This window comes from Aeromonas sp. 62-46 (genome assembly GCF_001898585.1).
Lineage (GTDB): Bacteria > Pseudomonadota > Gammaproteobacteria > Enterobacterales > Aeromonadaceae > Aeromonas > Aeromonas caviae.
The window spans coordinates 147,856-173,332 of sequence record NZ_MKUI01000004.1; the positions used below are offsets into that span (position 1 = coordinate 147,856).

General features: G+C 61.5%; 25 protein-coding genes and 1 riboswitch. Of the genes, 7 read left to right on the top strand and 18 right to left on the bottom strand.

Annotated features, from left to right (window positions below; all coding sequences use genetic code 11):
- Positions 1 to 107: 107 nt before the first annotated feature.
- The 13 genes from modA to moaA form a co-directional block, all read right to left on the bottom strand.
- Positions 108 to 836 (bottom strand): molybdate ABC transporter substrate-binding protein, encoded by a 729-nt coding sequence (gene modA / locus BGO64_RS01690; RefSeq protein WP_266135934.1) that lies wholly within the window; start codon positions 834 to 836, stop codon positions 108 to 110.
- Between the two features lie 54 nt (positions 837 to 890).
- Complete coding sequence (moaE, locus tag BGO64_RS01695) at positions 891 to 1,370, bottom strand: molybdopterin synthase catalytic subunit MoaE (RefSeq protein WP_286700066.1); 480 nt, start codon at positions 1,368 to 1,370, stop codon at positions 891 to 893.
- Between the two features lie 2 nt (positions 1,371 to 1,372).
- Positions 1,373 to 1,618: a molybdopterin synthase sulfur carrier subunit gene (gene moaD / locus BGO64_RS01700; protein ID WP_010674162.1), complete on the bottom strand. Its 246-nt coding sequence runs from the start codon at positions 1,616 to 1,618 to the stop codon at positions 1,373 to 1,375.
- Positions 1,615 to 2,109 (bottom strand): cyclic pyranopterin monophosphate synthase MoaC, encoded by a 495-nt coding sequence (moaC, locus tag BGO64_RS01705; RefSeq protein ID WP_202043956.1) that lies wholly within the window; start codon positions 2,107 to 2,109, stop codon positions 1,615 to 1,617. Before moaC ends, moaD begins: the two co-directional genes overlap by 4 nt.
- A 50-nt stretch (positions 2,110 to 2,159) precedes the next feature.
- Positions 2,160 to 2,666 (bottom strand): molybdenum cofactor biosynthesis protein B, encoded by a 507-nt coding sequence (gene moaB, locus BGO64_RS01710; protein ID WP_286700067.1) that lies wholly within the window; start codon positions 2,664 to 2,666, stop codon positions 2,160 to 2,162.
- 193 nt (positions 2,667 to 2,859) lie between these two features.
- The gene (locus BGO64_RS01715) at positions 2,860 to 3,450 is read right to left on the bottom strand and encodes a cytochrome c3 family protein (RefSeq protein ID WP_010674159.1); all 591 of its coding nucleotides are present in this window, start codon (positions 3,448 to 3,450) and stop codon (positions 2,860 to 2,862) included.
- 11 nt (positions 3,451 to 3,461) lie between these two features.
- A complete protein-coding gene (locus BGO64_RS01720; RefSeq protein WP_029314277.1) occupies positions 3,462 to 3,917 on the bottom strand; it encodes a nitrate reductase cytochrome c-type subunit in 456 nt (151 codons plus the stop codon).
- The gene (napH, locus tag BGO64_RS01725) at positions 3,917 to 4,792 is read right to left on the bottom strand and encodes a quinol dehydrogenase ferredoxin subunit NapH (RefSeq protein WP_201889805.1); all 876 of its coding nucleotides are present in this window, start codon (positions 4,790 to 4,792) and stop codon (positions 3,917 to 3,919) included. The genes BGO64_RS01720 and napH overlap by 1 nt, the downstream gene beginning before the upstream one ends.
- Positions 4,789 to 5,523 (bottom strand): ferredoxin-type protein NapG, encoded by a 735-nt coding sequence (gene napG / locus BGO64_RS01730; protein ID WP_286700068.1) that lies wholly within the window; start codon positions 5,521 to 5,523, stop codon positions 4,789 to 4,791. The genes napH and napG overlap by 4 nt, the downstream gene beginning before the upstream one ends.
- Before the next feature lie 16 nt (positions 5,524 to 5,539).
- Entirely contained in the window at positions 5,540 to 8,029 is a 2,490-nt protein-coding gene (napA, locus tag BGO64_RS01735; RefSeq protein WP_286700069.1) for a nitrate reductase catalytic subunit NapA, read from the bottom strand.
- A gap of 189 nt (positions 8,030 to 8,218) precedes the next feature.
- Positions 8,219 to 8,521 (bottom strand): chaperone NapD, encoded by a 303-nt coding sequence (locus BGO64_RS01740; protein WP_010674154.1) that lies wholly within the window; start codon positions 8,519 to 8,521, stop codon positions 8,219 to 8,221.
- Positions 8,518 to 9,027 carry a ferredoxin-type protein NapF gene (gene napF / locus BGO64_RS01745; protein ID WP_010674153.1) on the bottom strand — a complete coding sequence of 170 codons (510 nt, stop codon included), beginning with the start codon at positions 9,025 to 9,027 and terminating at the stop codon, positions 8,518 to 8,520. The genes BGO64_RS01740 and napF overlap by 4 nt, the downstream gene beginning before the upstream one ends.
- Positions 9,028 to 9,278: 251 nt before the next feature.
- Entirely contained in the window at positions 9,279 to 10,274 is a 996-nt protein-coding gene (gene moaA, locus BGO64_RS01750) for a GTP 3',8-cyclase MoaA (RefSeq protein WP_216987565.1), read from the bottom strand.
- Positions 10,262 to 10,401, bottom strand: a riboswitch (molybdenum cofactor riboswitch). (Overlaps the previous gene by 13 nt.)
- 78 nt (positions 10,402 to 10,479) lie before the next feature.
- On the opposite strand from moaA, the gene narQ reads away from it, so the two are divergent.
- The 4 genes from narQ (at position 10,480) to BGO64_RS01770 (ending at position 14,280) form a co-directional block, all read left to right on the top strand.
- On the top strand, positions 10,480 to 12,192 hold the full coding sequence (gene narQ, locus BGO64_RS01755; protein ID WP_042882582.1) for a nitrate/nitrite two-component system sensor histidine kinase NarQ: 1,713 nt from the start codon (positions 10,480 to 10,482) through the stop codon (positions 12,190 to 12,192).
- Complete coding sequence (narL, locus tag BGO64_RS01760; RefSeq protein WP_039038841.1) at positions 12,192 to 12,830, top strand: two-component system response regulator NarL; 639 nt, start codon at positions 12,192 to 12,194, stop codon at positions 12,828 to 12,830. Before narQ ends, narL begins: the two co-directional genes overlap by 1 nt.
- Before the next feature lie 146 nt (positions 12,831 to 12,976).
- The gene (locus BGO64_RS01765) at positions 12,977 to 13,402 is read left to right on the top strand and encodes a globin domain-containing protein (RefSeq protein WP_286700070.1); all 426 of its coding nucleotides are present in this window, start codon (positions 12,977 to 12,979) and stop codon (positions 13,400 to 13,402) included.
- Between the two features lie 302 nt (positions 13,403 to 13,704).
- On the top strand, positions 13,705 to 14,280 hold the full coding sequence (locus tag BGO64_RS01770; RefSeq protein WP_041212730.1) for an LON peptidase substrate-binding domain-containing protein: 576 nt from the start codon (positions 13,705 to 13,707) through the stop codon (positions 14,278 to 14,280).
- A gap of 272 nt (positions 14,281 to 14,552) precedes the next feature.
- Here the strand turns inward: BGO64_RS01770 and BGO64_RS01775 are convergent, their stop codons facing one another.
- Both BGO64_RS01775 and BGO64_RS01780 read right to left on the bottom strand, forming a co-directional pair.
- The gene (locus tag BGO64_RS01775) at positions 14,553 to 16,628 is read right to left on the bottom strand and encodes an ATP-binding protein (protein ID WP_286700071.1); all 2,076 of its coding nucleotides are present in this window, start codon (positions 16,626 to 16,628) and stop codon (positions 14,553 to 14,555) included.
- A gap of 18 nt (positions 16,629 to 16,646) precedes the next feature.
- On the bottom strand, positions 16,647 to 17,828 hold the full coding sequence (locus BGO64_RS01780) for an FIST signal transduction protein (protein ID WP_280094407.1): 1,182 nt from the start codon (positions 17,826 to 17,828) through the stop codon (positions 16,647 to 16,649).
- A gap of 113 nt (positions 17,829 to 17,941) precedes the next feature.
- Between BGO64_RS01780 and BGO64_RS01785 the strand changes: the two genes are divergently transcribed.
- Positions 17,942 to 18,865 (top strand): gluconeogenesis factor YvcK family protein, encoded by a 924-nt coding sequence (locus tag BGO64_RS01785; protein WP_286700072.1) that lies wholly within the window; start codon positions 17,942 to 17,944, stop codon positions 18,863 to 18,865.
- A 12-nt stretch (positions 18,866 to 18,877) separates the two neighbouring features.
- Here BGO64_RS01785 and BGO64_RS01790 read toward each other — a convergent pair whose 3' ends face one another.
- From BGO64_RS01790 to lpcA, 3 genes are all read right to left on the bottom strand, one after another.
- Positions 18,878 to 19,213, bottom strand: a complete 336-nt coding sequence (locus BGO64_RS01790) for an Hpt domain-containing protein (RefSeq protein ID WP_010674144.1) — start codon at positions 19,211 to 19,213, stop codon at positions 18,878 to 18,880.
- A gap of 300 nt (positions 19,214 to 19,513) precedes the next feature.
- Positions 19,514 to 20,311 (bottom strand): class II glutamine amidotransferase, encoded by a 798-nt coding sequence (locus tag BGO64_RS01795; RefSeq protein ID WP_010674143.1) that lies wholly within the window; start codon positions 20,309 to 20,311, stop codon positions 19,514 to 19,516.
- A gap of 112 nt (positions 20,312 to 20,423) precedes the next feature.
- Complete coding sequence (gene lpcA, locus BGO64_RS01800) at positions 20,424 to 21,002, bottom strand: D-sedoheptulose 7-phosphate isomerase (RefSeq protein ID WP_010674142.1); 579 nt, start codon at positions 21,000 to 21,002, stop codon at positions 20,424 to 20,426.
- 252 nt (positions 21,003 to 21,254) lie between these two features.
- Here lpcA and fadE point away from each other — a divergent pair, with 252 nt between their 5' ends.
- Entirely contained in the window at positions 21,255 to 23,711 is a 2,457-nt protein-coding gene (fadE, locus tag BGO64_RS01805) for an acyl-CoA dehydrogenase FadE (RefSeq protein WP_286700073.1), read from the top strand.
- A gap of 174 nt (positions 23,712 to 23,885) precedes the next feature.
- Positions 23,886 to 25,403 carry an HD domain-containing phosphohydrolase gene (locus tag BGO64_RS01810; protein ID WP_039038835.1) on the top strand — a complete coding sequence of 506 codons (1,518 nt, stop codon included), beginning with the start codon at positions 23,886 to 23,888 and terminating at the stop codon, positions 25,401 to 25,403.
- Positions 25,404 to 25,477 lie beyond the last annotated feature (74 nt).

The window sequence follows — 25,477 nt, forward strand, 5'->3', positions numbered from 1 at the left end:
TGTCGATAAAAAACAGGGCGCCGTCATGACGGGCGCCGCCTTGGGACACGTCAGGCACCGGATCTGGCCAGCACGGGGCTGGCCGGATCCCGGCAGACGCCGGGCGCTTACTGCGGCAGGGCGTAACCCGCCGCCTTGATCTGCGCCTGTCCCGGCCCCTTGAGCCAGGCGACCAGGGCATCCACCGCCGCCCCTTTCTTCAGCACCAGGGCCTGCTGCTCGATGGGGGGATAGAAGCTGGCCGGTACCGCCCAGGCTTCGCCGGTCTTGCCCGCCTCCACCAGGTTGGCCCAGGCGACGAAGCCCAGCTTCGCATTGCCGGTATCGACAAACTGCCAGGTCTGGCTGATGTTGGTGCCGGTCAGCACCCGATACTGCTTGGGATCGATCTTGAGATGAGCCAGGGTCGCCATGGCGGCAGCGCCATAGGGCGCTGTCTTGGGGTTGGCGATGGCCAGCTCCCCCTGCCAGTGGCGCAAGGTGGCCTCGTCGGGAGCAGGCCCCCCCTTCTGCCAGAGGCCGAGCTGACCGATGGCATAGGTGAAGCGTTCGCTCCCCTTGCCTTCCGACTCCAGCTTTTGAGGGGTCGCCACGTCGGCCGAGAGGAAGAGATCGAAGGGCGCACCGTGGGTGATCTGGGTATAGAGCACGCCGGTGGCCGCCGAACTGATGACGACGCTGTGGCCGGTCTTGGCGGTGAACTCCTTGCCGATGCGCTCTATGGTGCCCTTGAAGTTGGCCGCCACCGCCACCTTGACCTCGTCAGCCAGCACAGTCCCGCTGTAAATGCCGCTTGCACCGACTCCCAGCAACAACAGGGATACCCATCTCTTCATTCCTTTGCTCCTTATGTTCCGGCACGGCCGGATCGATTGACGCGAGCCCGAGGCTCACTCCCCTTGTTGCCAGCGGGCCAGAGCGGCGTCATCGCTCGCCCTGGCCTCGACCCAGCGTTGCACCCCGTCGGCGGTCAGCTCTTTCTTCCAGAACGGCGCCCGGGTCTTCAAGAAATCCATGATGAAGTGGCAGGCCTCGAAGGCCGCCTCGCGGTGGGCGCTGCTCACCACCACCAGCACGATCTGATCCCCGAGCAGCAGCTCGCCGATGCGGTGAATGAGGGTGCACTCCTGCAGCGGCCAGCGCCCACGGGCCTCGGCCACTATGTTCGCCAGCGCCTTCTCGGTCATGCCGGGGTAGTGCTCGAGGGCCAGCCCCTTCACATGCTCCCCCTGATTGAAGTCGCGCACCTTGCCGACAAAGCTGACTATCGCGCCTGTGTCCTGCCGGGCAGCAAGGCGGGCATATTCGTCGGCCAGCGAGAAGTCATCCCGCTGCACCAGGATGCGATCGGTCATGGTTGTCTCGCTCATCATCAGCCTCCGGTCACCGGCGGGAAGAAAGCGACCTCATCCCCGTCATGGAGGGGGGTATCCAGCGGTACCAGGGTCTGGTTGACCGCCACCAGGAGCTTGCCGGATTCGAGCGCCAGCGCCCACTTGTCACCCCGCTCGCTCAAGGCGGCGCGAAGGGCATCGGCACTGGCGTAGTCGCAAGGCAGGCTCAGCTCGTCGCAGCCGACCAGCTCACGCACCTGTGCAAAAAACAAAACCTTGATCATGCCTGCTCTCCTTTGGTCGCACCCAGCTGGAAATGACCGGACTTGCCGCCCTTTTTCTCCACCAGACGCACCTGCTCGATCACCATGTCCTTTTGCACCGCCTTGCACATGTCGTAGATGGTCAGGGCCGCCACCGAGGCGGCGGTGAGCGCCTCCATCTCCACCCCGGTCTTGCCCGAGAGCTTGCACAGGGTACGGATATGGACCCGATTGTGCGCCACCTGGGGGGCTATCTCGACCTCCACCCGGGTCAGGGCCAGGGGATGGCACAGGGGAATGAGGTCGGCGGTCTTCTTGGCCGCCATGATGCCGGCGATGCGGGCGGTGGCGAACACGTCCCCCTTGTGGTGCTGACCGCTCAGGATCAACGCCAGGGTCTCGGGGGCCATGGTCACGAAAGCCTCGGCGCGGGCCTCGCGTTCGGTCACCTGCTTGTCGGTGACATCCACCATGTGGGCCTCGCCGCTCTGGTTGAGATGGGTCAGGTTCATCTATGCACCTATCGAAAAATAAGATGGATGATCCGGGTTTACTCCCGGGATCACAGATGGGTCACGAAGTTGCACGGCCGGGTACGGGCGTCGAGCTGATCCCGGATAAGCTGTTCCCAGCCCAGACGGCAGGCGCCGGTGGAGCCGGGCAGGCAGAAGATCAGGGTGCGATTGGCGAGCCCTGCCAGGGCACGGCTCTGCATGGCGGAGCCTTTTATCTCGGCAAACGAGAGCTGGCGGAACATCTCGCCAAAACCCTGCACCGTGCGCTCGAACAGCACGCCGACCGCCTCGGGCACCCGGTTCTGCTCGTTGAAGCCGGTGCCGCCGTTGATGAGCACCACCTGGACTCCCTCGTCGGCAATCCACTCGCTCACCTGGGCGCGGATGCGAAACAGGTTGTCTGGGCAGAGCGCCCGGTCGGCCAGCACGTGGCCGGTCTGGGTCAGGGCCTCGACCAGATAGTCCCCCGAGCTGTCATCGGCAGCGGTGCGACTGTCGGAAACCGTCAGGACGGCGATCTTGAGAGGGATGAATTCGCTGTGTTTGGGTGCCATTGGGGCCATTCCTGTCAATCATTGACCACGAGAGGATGAGGTGAACGCGCCGCACCGTGGTGCCAGCCATGAAAGGAGCCGGTGGGTGCCGCGTTGCCGGGAAGGGATTCTATCAAAAGATGTCTGGCTGGGGGGCGTCATTGCCCATTAATCTCGAAGGCCGCCGGATCCCGGGGATCCGGCGGCCTTCCCATCAGAAGCCTGGCACCCCTTTCATGTCAGGCAGTTGGTGCGCAATCCCCTTGTGGCAATCGATGCAGGTGTTGGCCCCGCTTGCCAGGTTGGTGGAGTGCATCTGGGCGGCTCGACGCCCTTGCAGGGAGAAGTCCATGTACTCGAAGTTGTGGCAGTTGCGGCACTCGCGCGAATCCGTCTCCTTCATCCGCTGCCACTCCCGCTCGGCCATCTCCCGCCGGTGGGATTCAAACTTCTCGCGGGTATCCACCTTGCCGGTGATCATGCCCCACAGCTCCTTGGAGGCCTGCACCTTGCGGATGATCTTGTAGGTCCACTCGTGGGGTACGTGGCAATCCGGGCAGCTGGCCCGCACGCCGGAGCGGTTGGCGTAGTGGATGGTGTCGCGGTACTCCACGAACACGTTGTCCTTCATCTCGTGGCAACCGGTGCAGAAGGCCTCGGTGTTGGACGCTTCCATGGCGGTGTTGAACCCGCCCCAGAAGATGACGCCACCAAAGAAGCCCATCAGCAGGATGACCCAGAGGGCCGCCTTCGACGGTGACTTGAAGGTGGTCCACAGACGCTTCACAAAGCCGGGTAATTTCATCTATGGGTTCCTCAGTTCAGCGCTTCAACCGGTTTGAAGGTATTGTTCACCAGCGGCTTGGCATCCGCTTGCGGCACGTGGCACTGCAGACAGAAGTAGCGACGCGGAGAGACTTCGCCCAGGGTCATGCCGTCGCGGGTCTCGAAGTGGGTGGGGCTTATCTTGGGGGCCTTCATGGCACTGGCGTTCTTGAAGCTGTGACAGGCCAGGCACTTGTTGACCTTGTTGTCCACTTCATAGTTGCGGGTGTCGTGGGGGATCAGCGGGGGCTGGTGCATGTACTGGCGATCGTAGAGGTCGCCATCCTTGCGAAAGTTCTTCATGGGGGCCGCGTCGGCATCCGTCACCAGATCCGTGCTTCCCCGCTCCGACTTGATGCCCCCCGTGCTGTTGGTGATCTCGGGGACGGCCGCCATCAAGGAACCCGCCATCAGGCAGGCCAGCATTGCTCCAATCAGCTTCTTCATTATGTGTTCTCCGACGTTTTCTCTGCCTTGACGGCAAAACCTACAGTGATTTCAAAAACTTGCTCCGCGCAGACATCGATGCAACGGCCGCAGTTGGTACACTCCTGAGCCGCAATCAAGGGCCCGTGACCACGCCTGGCACCGTGAACGGGGCCGCGCAGGATGGGGCGTTCCGGGCAGACCGCATAGCAATCCATGCAGTTGCTGCACCGCTCGCGCCCCGAGGCTGCAATCTTGATGAACCCGACCCGGTTGACCAGGGCATAGAAGGCCCCCACCGGACAGAGGTGGCCGCACCAGCCCCGCTCCACCACAAAAAGGTCGAACAGGAACAGCACCGCCAGCAGGCCCCAGCCCGCCCCCATGCCGAACAGCAGGCCCCGCAGGGTGAGCGACACCGGATTGACCAGCTCCCACACCAGCACGCCTGTGATGGCCGGCGCCACCAGCACCATGGCCAGCAGCCAGTAGCGGGTAGCGCGGTTGAACTGACCGTTGCCCTTGAGCCCGAGCCGCCCCCTGAGCCAGGCGGCGGCATCGGTGACCAGGTTGACCGGACAGACCCAGGAGCAGAACACCCGCCCCCCGGCCAGCCAGTAACCCGCGAGCACCAGCCCGGCCCCGAGCCAGAGGGTGGGGATGGGCCACTGGCCCGCCGCCACCGACTGCAACAGGGTCAGGGGATCCGTGAGGGGCACCGTCTCCAGCAGCAGCGAGCTGGAGAGGTTGCCCTTGAGGATCCAGATGCCCGCGAGCGGCCCCAGCAGGAACAGCCCCAGCACCCCGAACTGGCAGAGCCGGCGCAGCAGCAGGAAGCGGTGGGCACGCCACCAGCCCAGCCTGGCCGTGGCCTCGGCTCCCGGATACCGACTCATAGCCCCTCCGGTTTGCGGGTCGGCAGGGTCAGTCGCTCACCGATAAGGGACTTGCCCGCCTTCTCCTTCTCTTCCCAGCCGAGCCGGTAGTGGTGACCCAGCTCCCCCTTGGCAAGCCCGCGAGGCACCACCTTGATGGCCGCCTCCTCCAGCACGCAGGCGTGCTCGCACTTGCCGCAGCCGGTACAGAGATCGCTGTGCACCGTGGGCAGGAACATGGCGTGCTTGCCGGTGCGCGGGTTGTGCTGCAGCTCCAGGGTAATGGCCTTGTCGATGAGGGGGCAGACCCGGTAGCAGACGTCGCAGCGCAGCCCCAGGTAGTTGAGGCAGGTCTCGTGATCGATGAGCACCGCCACCCCCATCCGTGCCTGATCGATGTCGGTCATGGTCTGATCCAGCGCCCCGCTCGGGCAGGCCACCACGCAGGGGATGTCGTCACACATCTCGCACGGGACGGCGCGCGCCTTGAAGTAGGGGGTGCCGGTGGTCACGGGTTCAAACAGCCGGGCGAGCTTGAGGGTGTCGTAGGGGCAGGCCAGGGCGCAGAGCCCGCAGCGCACACAGGCGCCGAGAAACTCGGCCTCGTCGAGGGCCGCCGGCGGGCGCAGCGCCTGGGCAGGCAAAGCCTGCACCTGCTGGCGCGCCATGCCGCCGAGCCCCACGCCAAGCAGGCCCACACCGCAGGCCCCCTTGGCCATGTCGGCCAGAAACTGGCGCCGACTACGACTCATCTCGCGCTCCCCCGCCTTATGCCTTGACGACCTTGACGGCGCACTTCTTGTAATCCGTCTCTTTGGAGAGCGGATCGGTGGCGTCCAGGGTCAGCTTGTTGACCAGCTGGCTCGCGTCGAAGAAGGGCATGAACACCAATCCCTTGGGCGGACGGTTGCGGCCGCGGGTCTCGACCCGGGTCTTCACCTCGCCCCGGCGGGAGGAGACGATTACCTCTTCGCCACGGCGCACGCCACGGGCCTTGGCATCTTCCGGGTGCATGAAGAGCACCGCATCCGGGAAGGCGCGATAGAGCTCGGGGACACGGCGGGTCATGGTGCCGGTGTGCCAGTGCTCCAGCACGCGACCGGTGGAGAGCCACATGTCGTACTCTTTGTCCGGTGCCTCGGCGGCGGGTTCATAGGGCAGCGCGAAGATCACCGCCTTGCCGTCGGGTTTGCCGTAGAAGCGCACCCCTTCGCCCGCTTTCACGTAAGGGTCGAACCCTTCGCGGTAGCGCCACAGGGTCTCCTTGCCATCCACCACAGGCCAGCGCAGGCCACGGGCCTCGTGATACTGATCGAACGGCGCCAGATCGTGGCCATGGCCGCGACCGAAGGAGGCGTACTCCTCGAACAGCCCCTTCTGGACGTAGAAACCAAAGTGCTCGGCCTCGTCGTTCAGGGCCCCCTTGCTCTGCTCTTTCGGGAACTGGTTCACCTGGCCGTTGGCATAGAGCACGTCGAACAGGGTCTTGCCCTTCACTTCCGGCATCTTGGCAATCAACTCAGCCGGCCACACCTCTTCCACAGTGAAGCGTTTGGAGAATTCCATCAGCTGCCACAGGTCGGACTTGGCCCCTTCCGGTGCCTTCACCTGCTGGTGCCAGAACTGGGTGCGACGTTCGGCGTTGCCATAGGCCCCCTCTTTCTCCACCCACATGGCGGTGGGCAGGATGAGGTCGGCCGCCTGGGCGGTCACGGTCGGATAAGGGTCGGAGACCACGATGAAGTTGGCCGGGTTGCGATAACCGGGCAGCGCCTCTTCGTTCATGTTCGGGCCGGCCTGCATGTTGTTGTTGCACATCACCCAGTAGGCGTTGAGCTTGCCGTCTTTCAGCATGCGGTTTTGCAGCACGGCGTGGTAGCCCACCTGCTCCGGGATGGTGCCTTCCGGCAGCTTCCAGATCTTCTCGGCGATGGCGCGGTGTTTGGGATCCGTGACCACCATGTCCGCCGGCAGACGGTGGGCGAAGGTACCCACTTCACGGGCGGTACCACAGGCGGAGGGCTGGCCGGTCAGGGAGAAGGGGCCGGAGCCTGGCTGGGAGATCTTGCCGGTCAGCAGGTGGATGTTGTAGCAGAGGTTGTTGGCCCAGACGCCGCGGGTGTGCTGGTTGAAGCCCATGGTCCAGTAGGAGACCACCTTCTTGTCTGGATCCGCATAGATCTGGGCCAGCTTCTCGAGCTTGTCCTTGGGCACGCCGGAGAGCTTGGAGACGGACTCCAGATCGTAATCCGCCACGAACTTGGCGAAGTCCTCGAAGCTCATGGGGGTGGAGTCGCCGCTGTCCGGGTTCTTGGCCTTTTGCTGCAGCGGGTTGGTGGGACGCAGGCCGTAGCCGATGTCGGTCACCCCTTTGCGGAACTGGGTGTGCTTGTTGACGAACTCCCAGTTCACCTTGTCGTTCTGGATGATGTAGTTGGCGATGTAGTTGAGGATCGCCAGATCGGTCTGGGGGGTGAACACCATGCCGTTGTCCGCCAGCTCGAAGCTGCGGTGCTCGAAGGTGGAGAGCACGTGCACCTGCACATCCTGGTGGGACAGACGGCGATCGGAGATGCGCGACCAGAGGATGGGGTGCATCTCGGCCATGTTGGAGCCCCACAGCACGAAGGCGTCGGCCTGCTCGATGTCGTCGTAGCAGCCCATGGGTTCATCCATGCCGAAGGTACGCATGAAGCCCACCACCGCGGAGGCCATGCAGTGACGGGCATTGGGATCCAGGTTGTTTGAGCGCAGGCCTGCCTTCATCAGCTTGGCGGCGGCATAGCCTTCCCAGACGGTCCACTGGCCGGAGCCGAACATGCCGACGGCGGTCGGGCCCTTCTCTTTCAGGGTCGCCTTGAACTTCTCGGCCATGATGTCGAAGGCCTGATCCCAACTGATGGGGGCGAAGTTGCCGTTCTTGTCGAACTTGCCGTTCGTCATGCGCAGCATGGGCTGGGTCAGGCGATCCTCCCCGTACATGATCTTGGAGAGGAAGTAGCCCTTGATGCAGTTCAGGCCACGGTTGACCGGTGCATCGGGATCCCCCTGGGTCGCCACGACGCGGCCAGCCTGGGAGCCCACCAGCACGGAGCAGCCGGTCCCGCAGAAGCGGCACGGCGCCTTGTCCCAGGTGATGGCGGTCTTGTCGGTACTGGTGATCAGATTCGCCGCCAGAGTGGGGGCACTGACACCTGCCACGGCAGCGGCTGCCGCCACCGCATTGGCCTTCATAAAGTCGCGTCGACTCAGCTTCATGACATATCCTCGCATTGCTTAATCACATCAATGACAGCCATTGTGACGAGCCGCGCTGGCTCAGCTCCATGGCGCTTTATTCCTTTGCTCTGGGCTTTTCGTTCATCGAACGCAGACAACAGACCCGGCATCCCGTGTATTACCCGTGGCGGTCAGCGAACGACTCTTGCGCTTCTGCCACATGACGCCTTATTCCCCATCTTCGGCGTCCATTTCATCGAACTGGTGGTAGATCAGGGCCGCAGAGAGCACCCCGGGCAACCCCTGAATGGTGTCGATGGCCGCCATGATGGGGCGCTGGCTCGGCCCCTCCAGGGTCACCACCAGCTTGCCCTCCTCGCTGACGGCGTGGATCTCGGCCCCGTCCAGGGTCGCAATCCGCTCTGCCAGGGCGTGGCGCAGATCGGGCTGGGTCAGCACCACCAGGCTGGATACATGGAACTCTTCTCGCGTCATATCACCGTTTTCCAACTTGTTCGTCTCTTGGGTCATCGCGAAGCCTCGCCACGAGACAGACCGATGCTGATGCTGCCCACAGGGCAATCCGCCACGCAGGCCCCGCAGCCGTTGCACGACTCGGCATGGATGCTGGGGGTGGGTACGCGCCCCAGCCGGGGGGAAAAGCGGATGGCCTGCTGCTCGCAGCTGTCCTGACAGCGCTGGCAGAACACCTGGGCAGTGGCCAGACAGCCCGCCTCGATATGGGCCACATACTCCCAGGGTGTCTGGGTTGTCGGCCTGAACACCGGCGCCTGGCAGGCGCTGACGCACTCGGTGCAGAAGGTGCACTCGCCGCGGTGAAAATCCACCGTGGGGAAGCCTCCGTCTCCCTTGATCAGGATCTGCTCCGGACAGGCCGCCAGACAGTCGCCGCAGCGGGTGCAGCCGGCCACGAACTCGTCCCAGGAGACGGACCAGGGCAACTGGATCCCGGCCTTGGGGGCGCTCAGGCGTCCCCGAAACAGGCCTCTGCGTGACAAGTTGACCCCGTCGGTCATATCGACTCCTCTTTTCGGGGACGGATGCCCCCGCGCGGATCCCGTGACTGGCATTTTCAATACCAATTATAAGCGTGGGTGTATATTGCGGCCCTGACAAGTCAGGGGATATACCACCAGGGAGATAAACAGGGGGGATTCTTGCGCTGGATCAAACCCTTGGCGCAATTAGACACAGCAGGGGCAAGGTAAATTACCCCTATGTGAGGATTGATAATTAATCGAAGGTTATTTGAAGTGCACGGCGGCTGTCAGCCGCCGATGGAGGCCAGGTGGGGGGTCATGCCTGCATTGCCTTCATGGAGGCGATGGGTGGCGGCCTTACCGGTCAGCGCCTGGCGAATACGCCATTGCAGCGCCTCCTGCTGGCTGTCATCGGTGAGCAGATCCCGCAGTTCCACCCCGTTGTCGCCAAAGAGACACAGGTGCAGCTTGCCCTTGGAGGAGACCCGCAGCCGGTTGCAACCGGCGCAAAAATCCTTGCTGTAGGGCATGATGAGCCCCACCCCGCCCCTCGAGTCCGGATGCGTGAACACCTGGGCAGGGCCATCATCCAGGCCGCGCAGCTGCTGCACCCAGCCGCTCTCTTGCAGGCGCTGCTTGATGAGTTCACCGCTGGTATGGTGATCGCGAAACAGGGCGTCCATCTCGCCGGTCTGCATCAGTTCGATGAAACGCAGCTCGATGGGTTTGTCGCGGATCCAGGCGAGGAATGTCTCGAGCTGATGATCATTGAGCCCCTTGAGCAGCACGGCGTTGATCTTGACCGACCGAAATCCGGCACTCAGGGCGGCGTCTATCCCCGCCATCACCTCCGCCAGCTTGTTCTCGCCGGTGATCTGGTGGAACTGACGGGGATCCAGGCTGTCGACGCTGACGTTAAGGGCCGTCAGCCCCGCATCGAACCACTCGCGGGCACGCTCCTTGAGGCGATACCCGTTGGTGGTCATGGCCACCTTCTCGATGCCGGGGGTATTGGCCACGGTCTCGATGATGGCCGTGAAGTCGCGGCGCAGGGAGGGCTCGCCTCCGGTCAGACGCACCTTGCGCGTCCCCATGGCGGCAAACCCGGAGACGACGCGACGGATCTCCTCCAGGGAAAGGAAGGACTGGCGCCCCTCACCATCTCCTTTCGGCGGCTGATAGCCGTCCGGCAGACAGTAGGTACAGCGGAAATTGCAGACGTCGGTGACCGACAGACGCAAATAGTAAAAGCGACGGGAAAAACCATCTTCAAGTGGCAACATAAACACCTTTCCAAATACGGGAGGCCAGGGCATTTCTTTCCTGACCCTTTCAGCTCGAACATCGGCTGACGGCGATCTCCCCCTATCTCAATGACTTAGGCAAAATCGCTCGGAGTTCATCTAGTTTTTCGATGCTAGCACAACTTGGAGTACACTCCCATGCTACTTTGTGGGGTCTTTGTGGGTGAAAAGGGAGCCGGTCGGCATGGGAAAATGGTTCAGAGTGCAGTCGGTCAGCAGCGCCATCGGTCGCTCCATGGTGCTGATCCTGTTCATGGCCAGCCTGATCGCCGTGGTGGCCATGGTCACCCTCTTCTATTCGGTTCCCGATGCCAAGGCCATCAACCTGTCGGGATCCCTGCGCATGCAGGCCTACCGCATGGCCTATGAAATCGAGAAGGATCAGGTCGTCCTCGGCCGGCTCGCCCAGTTTGAACAGACCCTTCATGCCCCCGAGCTGCAGGAGACCCAGCGCTGGATCACGCCCGCCTCACTGCGCCGCACCTATGGTGAAGTCCTGCTGCAATGGCAAGTGATGCGCGAACACATCGAGAATGCCACCCCCAGCCGTTATACCGACAATACGGAACAGTTCGTCGCCGCCATCGATGACTTCGTCAACCAGATGCAGTACCACGTGGAGTTCAAGGTGCGCATGCTGGCGCTGGCAGAGGGGTTGGGTCTGCTCGCCATCATCACCATCGCCTGGTGCACGGTGCGCTTCACTCGCCAGCAGGTGGTGGCGCCCCTGAATCAGCTGGTCTATTGCGCACGCCAGATCCAGCGTCAGGAATTCGATCTCACCCTGCCCCCTCACTGTGAAAACGAGCTGGGAGAGCTGTCGGGGGCGTTCGCGACCATGGCCGACGAGCTTGGCAAACTCTACCGGGAGCTGGAAAGCAAGGTGGAGGAGAAAACGGCCAAGCTGCAACAGGCCAACGACACCCTCTCCTTCCTCTATTCCACCGCCCAGAAACTGCACGCGGCGCCCCTCAGCCGCCGCACCCTGCAAAAGCTGCTGGAGCGGGCCGCCGCCCACCAGCACATCGAGTACATCCGCCTCACCCGCTTCGAGCACAATGCGATGCCGGTCTACATCACAGGGCGAAAGGGGTGGCCGGGGGATCTGGACGCCGTGGTGAGTTTCTACCTGCAGATGGATGACGAGGAGTACGGCCGGCTCGACATGATAAGCGGCCACCCCATCGACGAGCGGCTGATGAAGAACTTCTCCATGTTGCTGGCCCAGGTGCTGCACAAGGATCAGACCCTGCTGCAGCACCAGCGCCTGCTGCTGATGGAAGAGCGCGCCGTCATCGCCCGTGAACTGCACGACTCCCTCGCCCAGGCCCTCTCCTACCTGAAGATCCAGGCCACTCTGCTCAAGCGCTCCTTCGCCAAGGGGGACAGGGCCAAGACCGAGGCAGCCATGGAGCAGATCGACGAGGGACTCAGCAATGCCTATACCCAGTTGCGCGAACTGCTCGGCACCTTCCGCCTCAGCATCGGCGATGCCAACCTGGGTGAAGCCATCGCGGTCATGCTCGAGCAGCTCAAACCCCAGACGCACGCCGACATCAGGCTCCAGTACGGACTGACGGACACCGACCTTGAAGCGGGGCAGCACATCCACATCCTGCAGCTGATCCGTGAGGCAGTGCTCAATGCCATCAAGCATGCCAGCGCGCGGCACATTGACGTTAGCTGTGAGACCCTGGCTGATGGTAACATCCAGGTTCAGATTGCAGACGATGGTGTTGGAATAAGGGGCGCAAGCTCGGCGGTGAATCACTACGGTCTCAGCATCATGAATGAACGCGCCAGCAAATTGCGCGGCCAGTTGACCATCAGTGAACCGCCCTCCGGGGGCACCCGCATACACCTGACCTTTCCCACCAGCCTAACAAGAGACGCCTGATGGACGAGATGAAATACAGTGTTCTGGTCGTGGATGACCACCCCCTGATGCGCAAGGGAATTGTGCAACTGCTGGAGTTGGAAGATAACATCGACGTGGTTGGCGAGGCTTCCAACGGCACCGACGCCGTGGCCATGGCCAAGGAGTCCGAACCGGACCTCATCCTGCTCGACCTCAACATGAAGGGGTTGTCAGGTCTCGATACCCTCAAGGCGCTGCGGGCCGAAGAGGTGACTTCCCGCGTGGTGATCCTGACCGTCTCTGACGCCCGCCAGGATGTGGTTGCCCTGCTCAAGGCAGGCGCGGACGGATATCTGCTCAAGGACACCGAGCCTGACATGCTGCTGGCCCAGCTGGCTGACGTGATGACCGGCAAGCAGATCCTGAGCGAGCCGCTACGTCCCTATCTCGAGAACATCTACGAGCTGGACCACCTGCAGCAGAAGCTGGAGAGCCTGACCCGACGCGAGATGCAGATCATGCGTGAAATCGCCAAGGGGTTGTCCAACAAGCAGGTCGCCTCCGTGCTCCATATCTCCGAGGGAACCGTCAAGGTCCACGTCAAGAGCCTGCTGAAAAAGCTCGAGGCCCAAAGCCGCGTCGAAGCAGCCGTCATGTACCTGGAACAGCGCAACTGAGGTCCCGGCCTCCTACCAGCAAGGGGTCACCATCCGTGCCTCCTTGCTGGCCCCCTCTTCTTTTCCCCAAATGGCGCGGAACCCGGTGCTCTATTGAGTAGATGGATTATTATTTTCATGACATCGCACGGGAAGGAAACATCGACATGACCTTTGAGCAGATAGAGCTGGTCCAGAAAGCCTGGGGCAGGGTGAGCGCCCTGAACGACAGCTATGTCCAGGAGGTGTATGAAGAGCTGTTCAGATTGTCCCCCGAACTCAGGGCCCTCTTTCCCCCACATCAGGAGCTGCCTGTTGCCAAGGTGTCGGACACCCTGAACACCGTCATCACCAGCCTCTCCCAGCTGGATGCACTGGGTTTCATCATTCGCGATCTCGGCAGGCGTCACCAGCGATTCAACGTTCAACCCCACCAGTTTGCGCTGCTCAAACAGGCGCTGACCCAGGTACTGGCACGGCGTCTCGGCAGTGGTTTTACCCCGGCACTGGCACTGGCCTGGTCGCAGATGTATGACGAGATAGCCGCCCTGATGCTGGACGGCATGACACAGCACACCGAATTGACCACCTGATCCCCTGGCCTTTGCCCCCAATCGCTGAATGGGTCTGTAACAGGCATTTTGCATGAATCAAATTTGCAATATGCGAAAATAGACTCATTCTGCACACGGGGCATGTTCGGCGCCCTAACACCTCACCTGAATCCCTTTCGCACTACCTTGCTTGCATTCGCGACATCAAATCACAATAGATTGATTTTAAATGGATATTAAAAATAACCACGGGAAATATCTCACCCCTTCGCCACGCCACCTCTCTCTGGCACGGTCACTGCATTGTCACATTCAGCAATGACTGATTAGGAGGATGGAACATGAAACTTCAACAACTGGCACTGTTCCCCTTGCCGTCCCATATTCTGCCCGGCGGCAAGCTCCCCCTTCGCCTGTTCGAGCCGCGCCACCTGCAGATGCTCAAGGAGTCCTTCCTCGAGGATCGGGGTTTTGGCATCGTGATGGAAGAGACTACCAGCACGGGTACCTGCGGACGGATTCTCCCGGTCGGAACCCGCGTCAAGGTGACTGATTTTTATACCCTCAACGACGGTTTGCTCGGGGTCACCGTGCTCGGCCTTGAACGCTTCTGCATCCACGAGATGGAAACGGATGACGCAGGCCTCAGGCACGCCCAGGTCGAGCCACTGCCCAACTGGCCGAGTGCGGATTCTGATGTCAGCGACAACCAGCTGGTCAGCCGATTGAGAGAGGTCTTTGCACAATACCCGGAACTGGATGAGCTCTACCCGGACAAGCAGTTCGACGATGCAGCCTGGCTCTGCCAACGCTGGCTCGAGATCCTGCCCATGCCGATCTATGAAAAACAGATGTTGATTGCCAAACAGAACAGTGAAGCGGCGCGCCAGTTCTTGCGCCGACTGATCGCACAGTGAGTCAAAGAGTGAGTCAACGGTTGGTTTGCAAAACGCGAATTCTCGGCACTGCATTCTTATAATGAAAAAATGAGAATTGCATTTTGCAATCACGGTAGCGATAAATAACACACAATTCAGCTACAGGCCGCAAATAACAGGTTTTGAAAAGTTGGCACGACTTTTTCATATAAAACCGTACAACCCGATTTATCCCGTGCTCTCTTCAGTATTTGCTGAAGAATTGGTCAACCACCAGGTTGACCATTTTTTTTACCCAAAATCGGCCGGCATCACCTGCAATGGCGGAGCAGGCAGCTTCGCAGCCTGGCAAGACTGATGGGTTTGGCCAGAAAATCGTTCATGCCCTGGGCAAGGCAGCGGGCCCTGTCCTCCATCATGGCATTGGCCGTCAGCGCGACGATGGGCACCTCGCACCCCATGTCCCGCAGGCGCCGGGTCGCCTCCAGCCCATCCATCTGCGGCATCCGCATATCCATCAGGACAAGGTCCGGCTGCTGCTTCGCCACCTGTGCCAGGGCTTCCAGACCATTGCCTGCCAGCCTCACCCTGCACACCAGCTTCTGCAGCATCAGGGATACCACCAGTTGATTGACCGGACTATCTTCCACCACCAACACATCCAGCTCCAGTCTGGCGCACTCTTCACTGCCGGGGGCGGTGGCCGGAGCACAGGGAGAGGCCATCCCGGGCAGCTCGAACCAGAAGCAGCTTCCCAGCCCAGGCGTGCTCTGCACGCAAATGTCTCCCCCCATCAGCTGCACCAGCCGCCTGCAGATGGCCAGTCCGAGCCCCGAGCCGGAGAAGCGGCGGGTTGCCGAACTGTCGACCTGATAGAAGGGTTCGAACAGCAACGCCTGATCCTCGGTGGAGATGCCGATCCCCGTGTCGCTGACCATGACCCCCAACTTTTCCTCCTCCCAGGTCAACGCCAGACGCACGCTGCCGGCGGAGGTGAACTTCACGGCATTGCCAAGCAGGTTGCCTATCACCTGGGAGAGGCGGACGGCATCCCCTTGAAGGCGTTCGGGGAGCGTCTCATCCAGATGCCAGTGCAGAGTGATGCCCTTGGCACTGGCCTGTGCCTGCAAGGGCTCCACCAGGGCACGGCACAGCTCGGCTGGCTGAAAGGGTTCACAGTGCAGCGTCAGGGTATGTGACTCTATTTTCGAGAAATCGAGCACATCGTCGATGATGGTCTGCAACAGATGCGCAGAGTGGGTGGCATGGCCGATGAGGGTCTGTTGCGGAGTGTCGAGCCGGCCGTGCTGCAGCAGATCCAGCATCCCCAGCACGGCGTTCATGGGAGAGCGGATCTCGTGGGTCATCATGGCGAGGAACTGGGATTTGGCACGGTTGGCCGTCTCGGCATCGTCCCGCGCCCGCGCCAGCTCCTGCTCGCGGCGGATCTGGCTGCCTATCTCCCGCGCCGTGCCCCGATAGCCAAGGAAGCGGCCACCGTCATCATGACAAGGCTCCGCATTGATCTCCATCCAGCAAGGCCCGCCCGCCAGCATCACCTGGGCCCGCATTCCCCGCACCGGCAGATGGTGGGCGATCAGGTGCCGGTAGTGGCTCCAGGCCGGGTCCTGCTTGTCGTGGGCAAAATCATAGAGGCTTCTCCCCGTCTGGCGGGCCAGCACTTCCCCCTGATAGCCAGGGGCAGAGACATAGCTGAGCCTGTGCTGGGGATCGGTCTCCCAGAACCAGTCGGAGGCCATGGCGGCAAAACTGCGAAAACGCTGTTCGCTGGCCTGCAGGGCCAGGGTCTTGAGGTCAACCTGTTCTTGCAGGCGAGCCCGATAGGCGATGTTGACCAGGGCCTGGGAGATGAGCGGGCGACAACGCTGCATCGCTGCCTTGCTCTTGAGATCGAAGGTGCCCGCCACGCTGTGTCGGCAGATGAGCACACCGGAAAACCCCGGTCCCTGCAAGCCTGTCATCATGACGCTGGCCCAGCCCGGCGCCCCCGCCAGCGGCGCCAGCTCAGGCAGTTGGGCGGGATCATAGATGACCAGGGTCTCCCCCTCGATGGCCCTGGAGAAGAGCGGTGTCAGCGACCAGGTCCGGCCCACCTCGTCCGGCTGGGTGCTCAGATGGGTGCTGCCCCCTACGGCCTCCCAGGCGACCACGTCCGCCTGTTCGAATCCGATAAAGGGCTTGAGAGCAAGAATGAGACTCTCCAGTACCTGCTCCAGACTCTGGGCCTGTGCCAGGGTCGCCACCCCGCACAGCAGGGCTTGGGACTCCTCCCGATATCTGGCCTCCCGCTCCCGGCAACGCATCAGCTCCACCAGCGTGGTTTGCAGTTTGTCACCCAGGGTTTCGAGTTCGCTATTGCCTATCATCTTGAATCCAGCACAATGTCAGCTCTCGAGGAAGATTACGCTCGACACCATGAGGTTGCCGTGTGCCAGCTCACCATGGGGTAATCGTCCCTGTTCACCGAAGGTAAAGGGCGTGATGAAGGGGATCTCACCCAGCCTCTGACTGAATTGACTGACGATGTCCCCCAGCCTGTCCCCCAGTGCCAGCCGACAACCGGCACAAAACACCACCAGGGCGCCAAAGGGGCGCATATTGCTCGCCATGCCATATTCAGGCTCGATATTCACCGCATTCAGGCTGCGCTGCAACAATCCTTCCTGGCTGCTGTACATGAGCAGCAGCCGCTCTCCCAGTCGGGTCTCGGTAAAGAGGCGCAGCCCCTCCCGCGCCGTCACCGCCTCGGGATGGGAGAGCTTGTAGTAGGGCAGGTCATCGAGCATGCCGACCTGACGGGCCAGTGGCGAGAGCGTCGTCTCCCTGAGGATGGGGCCCACCGGCCAGGGCGTCGCACGCTCGGTCCAGCGACCATAGACCCGGGCCGCCGGCTCGTGATCGATGGTCAGCACCTCCCGCCCGTCTATCCCGGTAATGATGCCGCGACACTCGGTGGGTACATAGCCTGAATGAAACTGGAACGCCAGTTGGCAATCGGGGTAAAGCACCGCCAACACGCACCCTTGTGATCCCTCCCCTTCGTCCCAGCACAGCTGCCACTGCCCGGCCACGCCGTCGTCTGCCGCCGACCCGCCGACGACGGGAACGGTCGCGCCAAACTCGGCGTCGATCCCCGCGAGCACAACCTCCTCCAACCCCGGGCTGGTGTGCAGCAACACGAGCTGCGGCAGCTCTCCCGGTCGGCCACCATCGGCGATGGCGCGGCGCAGCAATGCCCGCACATCCGGTTGATCCCCCATCTGGCCAGCCACGCCATAGGCCCCCTTGTCATCATAAAGGGCGGCGACCGACAGGCTCCAGCCATGCCGACCATGATGGCCATCCTGGGTCAGGATACCGCCGCAGGAGCTGCAACCGATCAGCCGGGTATCGGGAAAACGTGCCTTGAGCGCACGGCGCAGTTCCGCCGCCTCGTGTGCTTGGGTAAAATAGACCAGCAACAGCGATGGAACATGGGATGACTGGGCATACAACCGCTCTGTAACTTGTTGGGCGGCCAGTGGGGTCGTCTCGGCAAGCGAGTGAGCCGTCAGGAAGTTCAACATCGTCTCCTAGGGGTACGGGATGCTGGCATCAAGCAAAAATCATACCCTTATCAAACAATTACCTGGCCATGGAGACTAGAATGGTGCTCACTGGCCTCCCACGGGATCACTGCATGTGGCAGAAAAATATCAATGACTTCGACCGGGTTGTCGCCATCGGCGGCGGGCACGGTATGGGCCGGGTGCTCTCTTCCCTGTCGTTCTTGGGATCCCGGCTGACGGGCATCGTCACCACCACGGATGATGGCGGCTCCACCGGACGCCTGCGCAAAAGCCAGGAGTGCATCGCCTGGGGGGATCTGCGCAACTGCCTCAACCAGCTGGTGACCACCCCCAGCATCGGTAGCCAGCTGTTCGAGCACCGCTTTACCGGCCGCGGCGAGCTGGCGGGCCACAACCTCGGCAACCTGATGCTGCTGGCCCTCGACAACCTCTGCGTGCGCCCCCTGGATGCCATCCGGCTCATCAGCGACATGCTGGAAATTGAACCCAATCTGCTGCCCATGTCCGAGCATCCCACCGATCTGTGCGCCCACACCGTCTGTGGCGATCAGATCCTGGGGGAGGTCTCCATCGATCAGCTCACCACGCCGCCACGGGCCCTGAGCCTGAAACCGGTAGTGCCCGCCACGCGCGAAGCGGTCGAGGCGCTGAGCCAGGCCGACATGATCATCCTGGGGCCGGGCAGCTTCCTCACCTCCATCATGCCTCCTCTGCTGCTGCGCGAGATTGCGGAGGCGATCAGCAGCAGCCGCGCCATCGTCGTGTTCATCAGCAATCTGGTGGACGAAGAGGGTCCGGCAGGCCAGTTGTCACTGTCCAGTCAACATCGTTGGCTGGAAGAGCGGATAGGCAGCGGCCGGATCGATGCCATTCTGGCTCCCGAGGGCCCCCAGGTACCCGAGTTGCAGCACTGCCTCGTTCGGGCCGAGCTGGGTGAAGCGGCCCTCCCCCACCGCCACGACCGCCTCAAGCTGCGTCTGGCACTCGACACCGTGATCCTGAGCAGGCTTGGCGAGCGCGACATGGCGGGCTGATGCCCCTCTGGATCAGTGAAACTGGGCCAGATGGGTGAAGACCTGGGGCAGGGAGTGCTCCAGCTCAGCCAGCAGTCTGCCGGCCTCTTGCTCATCTTCCCGGCGACAGGCGGACTCCAGATCCATCACCTGCTGATAGCTGGGTTTGGCGCCATAGCTGCCACAGGACGATTTCATGCTGTGGGCAAGACGCGCCAGGGCTGACCAGTCCCGCTGCTCAAAAAGCGGTCTTAATTGGGCCAACTGCTCGCCTACCTCTTCGACAAACACCGAGATGACGACCGGCATCATCTCGTGACCGATGTCATCTGCCAGTTGTCGCAGCACTTTCTGATCCAGCCACTCCATCTTCTCTTCCCTATGATGGTATTCAAACAGACCACAATATAGCGGACCCACAGCCCCGCTGTCACCCGCCCTTCGGGCATGCCCGTATCGCTCCGGATGCTCTTGGGACACCAGAATGTGAGCAGCTTCAAGTTATCGGTATGTCAGTCAGAATGGAGAGAGATAAAGGTTGTCACAAAATTAACATTAAAGTAACAATGCAACCCATGAGAATGATGCGGCTCAGCAACACCTCTCTCATCCCTTTTTGCCTGTATGGCTGCTGCGAAGAACCAGGGTAGACATCTACCCTGGTATTTTTTATTTCTGGTTCAACAAGTTGGCTGCATTGCCATATTCCAGCTCGCCCAGCCTGAACAGGCAGAACTCCCCGGGCACCATCTTCACCCAATTCTCGTTGCCGGTGAGCGGCCGGGTGGCGATCAGGGTCACCACATCGTTCGGCGTGGTTTCACTCTGAAAGTCGATGGCCACATCCTCATCCAGCAGACGGGCTTCGCCAAAGGGAGCCCTGCGCGTCAACCAGTAAAGGTTGTTGCTGCAATAGGTCATCACGAACTCTCCGTCCGACAGCAGCATGTTGAACACCCCGAGCCCGCGCAGCTCGTCGCACAGGGTCGCGAGGTAGCGGAACATGGCGGGGAAATTTGCCGGCCGTTTGGGGTACTTGTGCTCCAGCCTGTCGAGCAGCCAGCAGAAGGCGTGCTCGCTGTCGGTGTCGCCTACCGGGCGGTGCCGCCCCGTGGGCAGCCTCTTGTAACCGGTCAACTGGCCATTGTGGGCAAAGGTCCAGTAACGGCCCCACAGTTCTCGGGTAAATGGGTGGGTGTTTTCCAGGGAGACACACCCCCGGTTCGCCTGCCGGATATGGCTGACCACGGCACGGCTCTTGATGGGCAGTGCCTGGACCAGCTTGGCGATGGGAGACTGGGCGCTGGGTTCGGGATCCTTGAAGGTGCGAAAACCCCGCCCCTCATAGAAGGTGATCCCCCAGCCATCCTTGTGGGGACCGGTCTTGCCGCCCCGCAGCATCAGCCCGGTAAAGCTGAAGCAGATGTCGGTCGGCACATTGGCACTCATGCCGAGCAGTTCGCACATATACCATCCACTCCCTGAATGTCTTGACTCTGGTTTCGTCAATCAACCGTCACGGCTGGACGAGAGGGCCTGGATGGTCGCCCATCCCCCCCTCTCAATCCCGGATCGTTGATTACTTGGCCATCTCTTTTTCAACCAGCTGGATCAGGATGTGGATCACCTTGATGTGCACTTCCTGGATACGGTCGGCATAACCGAAGTGCGGCACACGGATCTCCACATCGGCCAGACCAGCCATCTTGCCGCCGTCCTTGCCGGTCAGGGCAATCACCTTCATCCCTTTGGCACGGGCCGCCTCGATGGCTTTGAGGATGTTGCCGGAGTTGCCGCTGGTGGAGATGCCGAGCAGCACGTCACCACGGCGGCCGACGGCCTCCACATAGCGAGAGAAGACATAGTCATAGCCAAAGTCGTTGGAGACGCAGGAGAGGTGGCTGGGATCGGAGATGGCGATGCCGGCATAGCCTGGGCGGTTCTCGCGATAACGACCGGTCAGCTCCTCGGCAAAGTGCATGGCATCGCAGTGGGAGCCGCCGTTGCCGCAGGAGAGTACCTTGCCTTCCTGCTTGAAGGAGTCGGCGAGCAGCCTGGCCGCCGCCTCGATGTTTTTCAGATTTTGCTCATCTGCCAGGAACGCCTGAAGCACGCTGGCAGCTTCGGTCAACTCGTTGCGGATCAGTTCTTGGTACATGGTTCTTGAAATCTCGTCGTCCAATATAGGGTGGCGGCATTGTCGCACAAGCCAGTCCAATCGTCGCCCCCCGCCCGCCAAGATGGGACGGGCAGCGCGTTATGCCGATCACAGAGCCAAGGTAACGGGCTTGTAAACAGCTTGATAAGTTTGTGCGTATGAATTACAACAGGGGCCACATCCAACAGGTCAGACCTCTGGATCGGTTAACGCCAATTTCCCAACCTCGGCAATTCATGCAAGGAGCAAACAATGACGACGACCCTCACTCTGCTCGGGGTGATCCTGGTGATCGGCGCCATGGCCTATCGCCGTGCGTCCCTGTTCACCGCCACGCTTGCCACGGCCGCCGCCCTGGTCGCCGGCACCTTCTATGGCCATGTGCCCCTGTTGGTGTGGGCGCTGTTCGCGGTGATAGCCCTGCCCCTCAATCTGGTGGAGTTTCGCCGCAACCAGCTGACCAAGCCGCTGTTCAAGATCTACAAGTCCATCATGCCGGAGATGTCCCGAACCGAGAAGGAAGCCATCGAAGCGGGGACGACCTGGTGGGAAGCGGATCTGTTTGCCGGCAACCCGGACTGGAAGAAGCTGCACGCCATTCCGGTGAGCACCCTCAGCGCCGAGGAGCAGGCCTTCATGGACGGCCCGGTTGAAGAAGTGTGCCGCATGGTCAACGACTGGGAAGTGACCCACGAGCGTGCCGATCTCTCTCCCGAGGTGTGGCAATACCTGAAGGACAACAAGTTCTTCGCCATGATCATCAAGAAGAAATATGGCGGGCTGGAGTTCTCCGCCTACGCCCAGTCCTGCGTGCTGCAAAAGCTGTGCGGCGCCAGCGCCGTGCTCGCCTCCACCGTCGGCGTTCCCAACTCCTTAGGGCCGGGTGAATTGCTGCAACACTACGGTACTGACGAGCAGAAGGATTACTATCTGCCCCGTCTGGCCGTCGGCAAAGAGATCCCCTGTTTCGCCCTGACCAGCCCGGAAGCGGGTTCTGATGCGGGCTCGATTCCCGACTTCGGCATCGTCTGCAAAGGCGAGTGGGAAGGGGAAGAGGTGCTCGGCATGCGCCTGACCTGGAACAAGCGCTACATTACCCTGGCTCCCATCGCCACCGTACTCGGTCTCGCCTTCAAGCTGCGTGATCCTGACCACCTGCTGGGTGAGGAAGAAGAGCTCGGCATCACCTGCGCCCTCATTCCGACCCACATCAAGGGGGTCGACATCGGCCGTCGCCACTTCCCGCTCAACGTGCCGTTCCAGAACGGCCCGACCCGCGGCAAGGACGTGTTCGTCCCGCTCGACTTCATCATCGGCGGTCCGGCCATGGCCGGTCAGGGCTGGCGTATGCTGGTGGAGTGTCTCTCCGTCGGTCGCGGCATCACCCTGCCTTCCAACAGCACGGGCGGCGTCAAGATGCTGGCCCTGGCCACCGGTGCCTACAGCCGCATCCGTCGCCAGTTCAAGCTGCCGATTGGCAAGATGGAAGGGATTGAAGAGCCGCTGGCACGCCTGGGTGGCAACGCCTACATCATGGGCGCCGCCGCCAAACTGACGGTCACCGGCATCGATCTCGGTGAAAAACCCTCGGTCATCTCCGCCATCGTCAAGTACCACCTCACCGACCGCGCCCAGAAGTGCATCATCGATGCAATGGACATCCATGGCGGCAAGGCCATCTGCATGGGGCCGAACAACTATCTGGCCCGTGGTTATCAGGGTGCGCCCATCGCCGTGACCGTCGAAGGAGCCAATATCCTGACCCGCAGCATGATCATTTACGGTCAGGGAGCCATCCGTTGCCACCCCTACGTGTTGCCGGAGATGCTGGCCGCCAGCCACCCCGACAAAGAGCAGGCGCTGAAAGATTTCGACAAGGCGATGTTCAGCCACGTGGGCTTTGCCATCAGCAACCTGGTGCGCAGCTTCTGGCTGGGGCTGACCGGTGCCCGCTTCGCCGCCGCGCCCTACAAGGATCAGACCAAGGGCTACTATCAGCAGCTCTCTCGCCTCTCCGCCAACCTGGCCTTCCTGTCAGACATGGCGATGGGCACCCTGGGTGGCGAGCTCAAGCGCAAAGAGCGGGTCTCTGCCCGCCTCGGCGATGTGCTGAGCCAGCTCTATCTGGCCTCCAGCGCCCTCAAGCGCTATCAGGATGAAGGACGCCAGCAGGCCGACCTGCCGCTGCTGCACTGGGCACTGCAAGACGCCCTGTTCAAGGCTCAGGAAGCGATCGACGAGTTGCTGCGCAACTTCCCGAATCGCTGGATTGGTCTGGCCCTGCGCGCCATCGTGCTACCCCTTGGTCGCGACCTGAAGCGTCCCTCCGACAAGCTCGACAGCCAGGTGGCCCGCCTGCTCCAGGTGCCAAGTGCCACTCGCAACCGTCTGGCCGAGGGCCAATATCTGACGCGCGAGGAGGGCAACCCCTTCGGGCTGCTGGAACAGGCGCTGGACGATGTGCTGACCGCAGAGCCACTGTTTGACAAGGTGTGCAAGGCCGAAGGGAGCAAACGCCCCTTCACCCAGCTCGACAAGGTGGCAGAGGCGGGCCTGAGCCTCGGTGTCATCAACCAGGCCGAAGCGGACCTGCTGCGGCGCGCCGAGGAGAGTCGCCTTCGCACCATCAACGTCGATGACTTCGATCCCGTCGACCTGGTGGCCAACAAGGCACTGTTTGAAGCCTCCGCATATCACAGGGCAGCTTGATGCCTCTGATGCCAGAACGCCTCCCTTGTGGAGGCGTTTTTCATGAAAGGGCTGGTGGATGGCATCCGATACGAAGAAAGAGAAACCGACTGGATCATATTTTGGATATCAATCCGTTTCCTATATTGAATGAAGCGGTTAAGGTAAGCACAGGATCACACACAGGATTGCATAATGGATGATCAAATCCTGATTATTGATGATGAAGATCTTCCCCAATCAGCACCGCGTCCCGCCGGCTGGAAGGTGATGATAGTGGACGATGAACCCGAAGTGCATCGCATCACCAAAATCACCCTGAACAAGTTTGAATTCGACGGCAAGCCGATCGATTTTCTGCACGCCTACTCTGCGGCTGAAGCCAAAGCCTTGCTCGCCCTCACCCCGGATGTCGCCCTGCTGCTGCTCGACGTCGTCATGGAGGTCGATCATGCCGGTCTCGAGGTGGTCAAGTTCGTGCGCGACGAGCTGCAAAACAAGATGGTGCGCATCGTGCTGCGAACCGGTCAGCCCGGCCAGGCCCCGGAAGATGACGTGGTGACCAACTACGACATCAACGACTACAAGGACAAGACCGAGCTTACCTCCCAGAAACTGCGCACCCTGCTGCGCGCCAGCCTGCGTTCTTACCGGGACATCCGAACCCTTGAGAGCAATCGACAGGGGCTGGAGAAGGTCATCGAGGCGTCCAAGGGGATCTTCGAGCAGCGTGCCCTGCGCCAGTTCGTCGAAGGAGCCCAGACCCAGCTCAGCGCCCTGCTCAATCTGGAAGAGTCCCAGATTTACGATGTGAAGCACCTGGCGTATGAGGTGCGGGATCAGGTGCTCGAGCCTCTGCTCAGCGATGGTCCCATGCTGCGCCTCGTCGATGCGCCGGAAATCCTGCGCTGTGCCATGGCCAAGGGAGCCAATGTCTACGATGGCAACCAGATGGTGCTCTATTGCCAGAATGCCCGTCATCACCTGCTGTTCCACATCGAGACCACTCGCCCGCTCAGCCAGATGGATACCGGGCTGCTCAGCCTGTTCACCGAAAACATCATAGTGGCGCTGGAGAATATCCGGCTCAACGAGGTGATCGGTGACAACCAGCGAGAGATCATCTATCGCATCGGCGAACTGGTGGAGAGCCGCTCGAAAGAATCCGGCTTGCACGTCAAGCGGGTGGCCCTCTACACCGAACTGTTCTGCAAGCTGCTCGGCATGAATGAGGACAGGTGCGAGCTCATCAAGCGGGCCTCTCCCCTGCACGACATCGGCAAAGTGGGGATCCCGGACGCCATCTTGCACAAACCGGGCAAACTCACTCCCGAGGAGTGGGAGATCATGAAAACCCACGCCCAGCTTGGGCAGGACATGCTCTCCGGCAGTGATCTGGCACTGTTCCAGATAGGCGCCACCATCGCGGGCAACCATCACGAGAAGTGGAATGGCAGCGGCTATCCCCGCGGATTGAAGGGAGAGGACATTCCGCTGGAAGGACGCATCGTCGCCCTGGCGGATGTGTTCGATGCCCTGGGCTCGGATCGTTGCTACAAGCAGGCCTGGCCGCTGGATCAGGTGCTGGCGCTGATCAAGGAGGAGAAAGGAGAGCACTTCGACCCCCTCCTGGTGGACCTGATGCTGGCCAATCTGGAGAAGTTCCTCGATATTCGCGAGCAGTACAAAGACATCTATATCGGCGCTCACTGATATCGGATTCACCCCATCCACTTGCCACCATGAAGAAGCCGCCCATTGGGCGGCTTCTTTGCAATGTGCGCGGA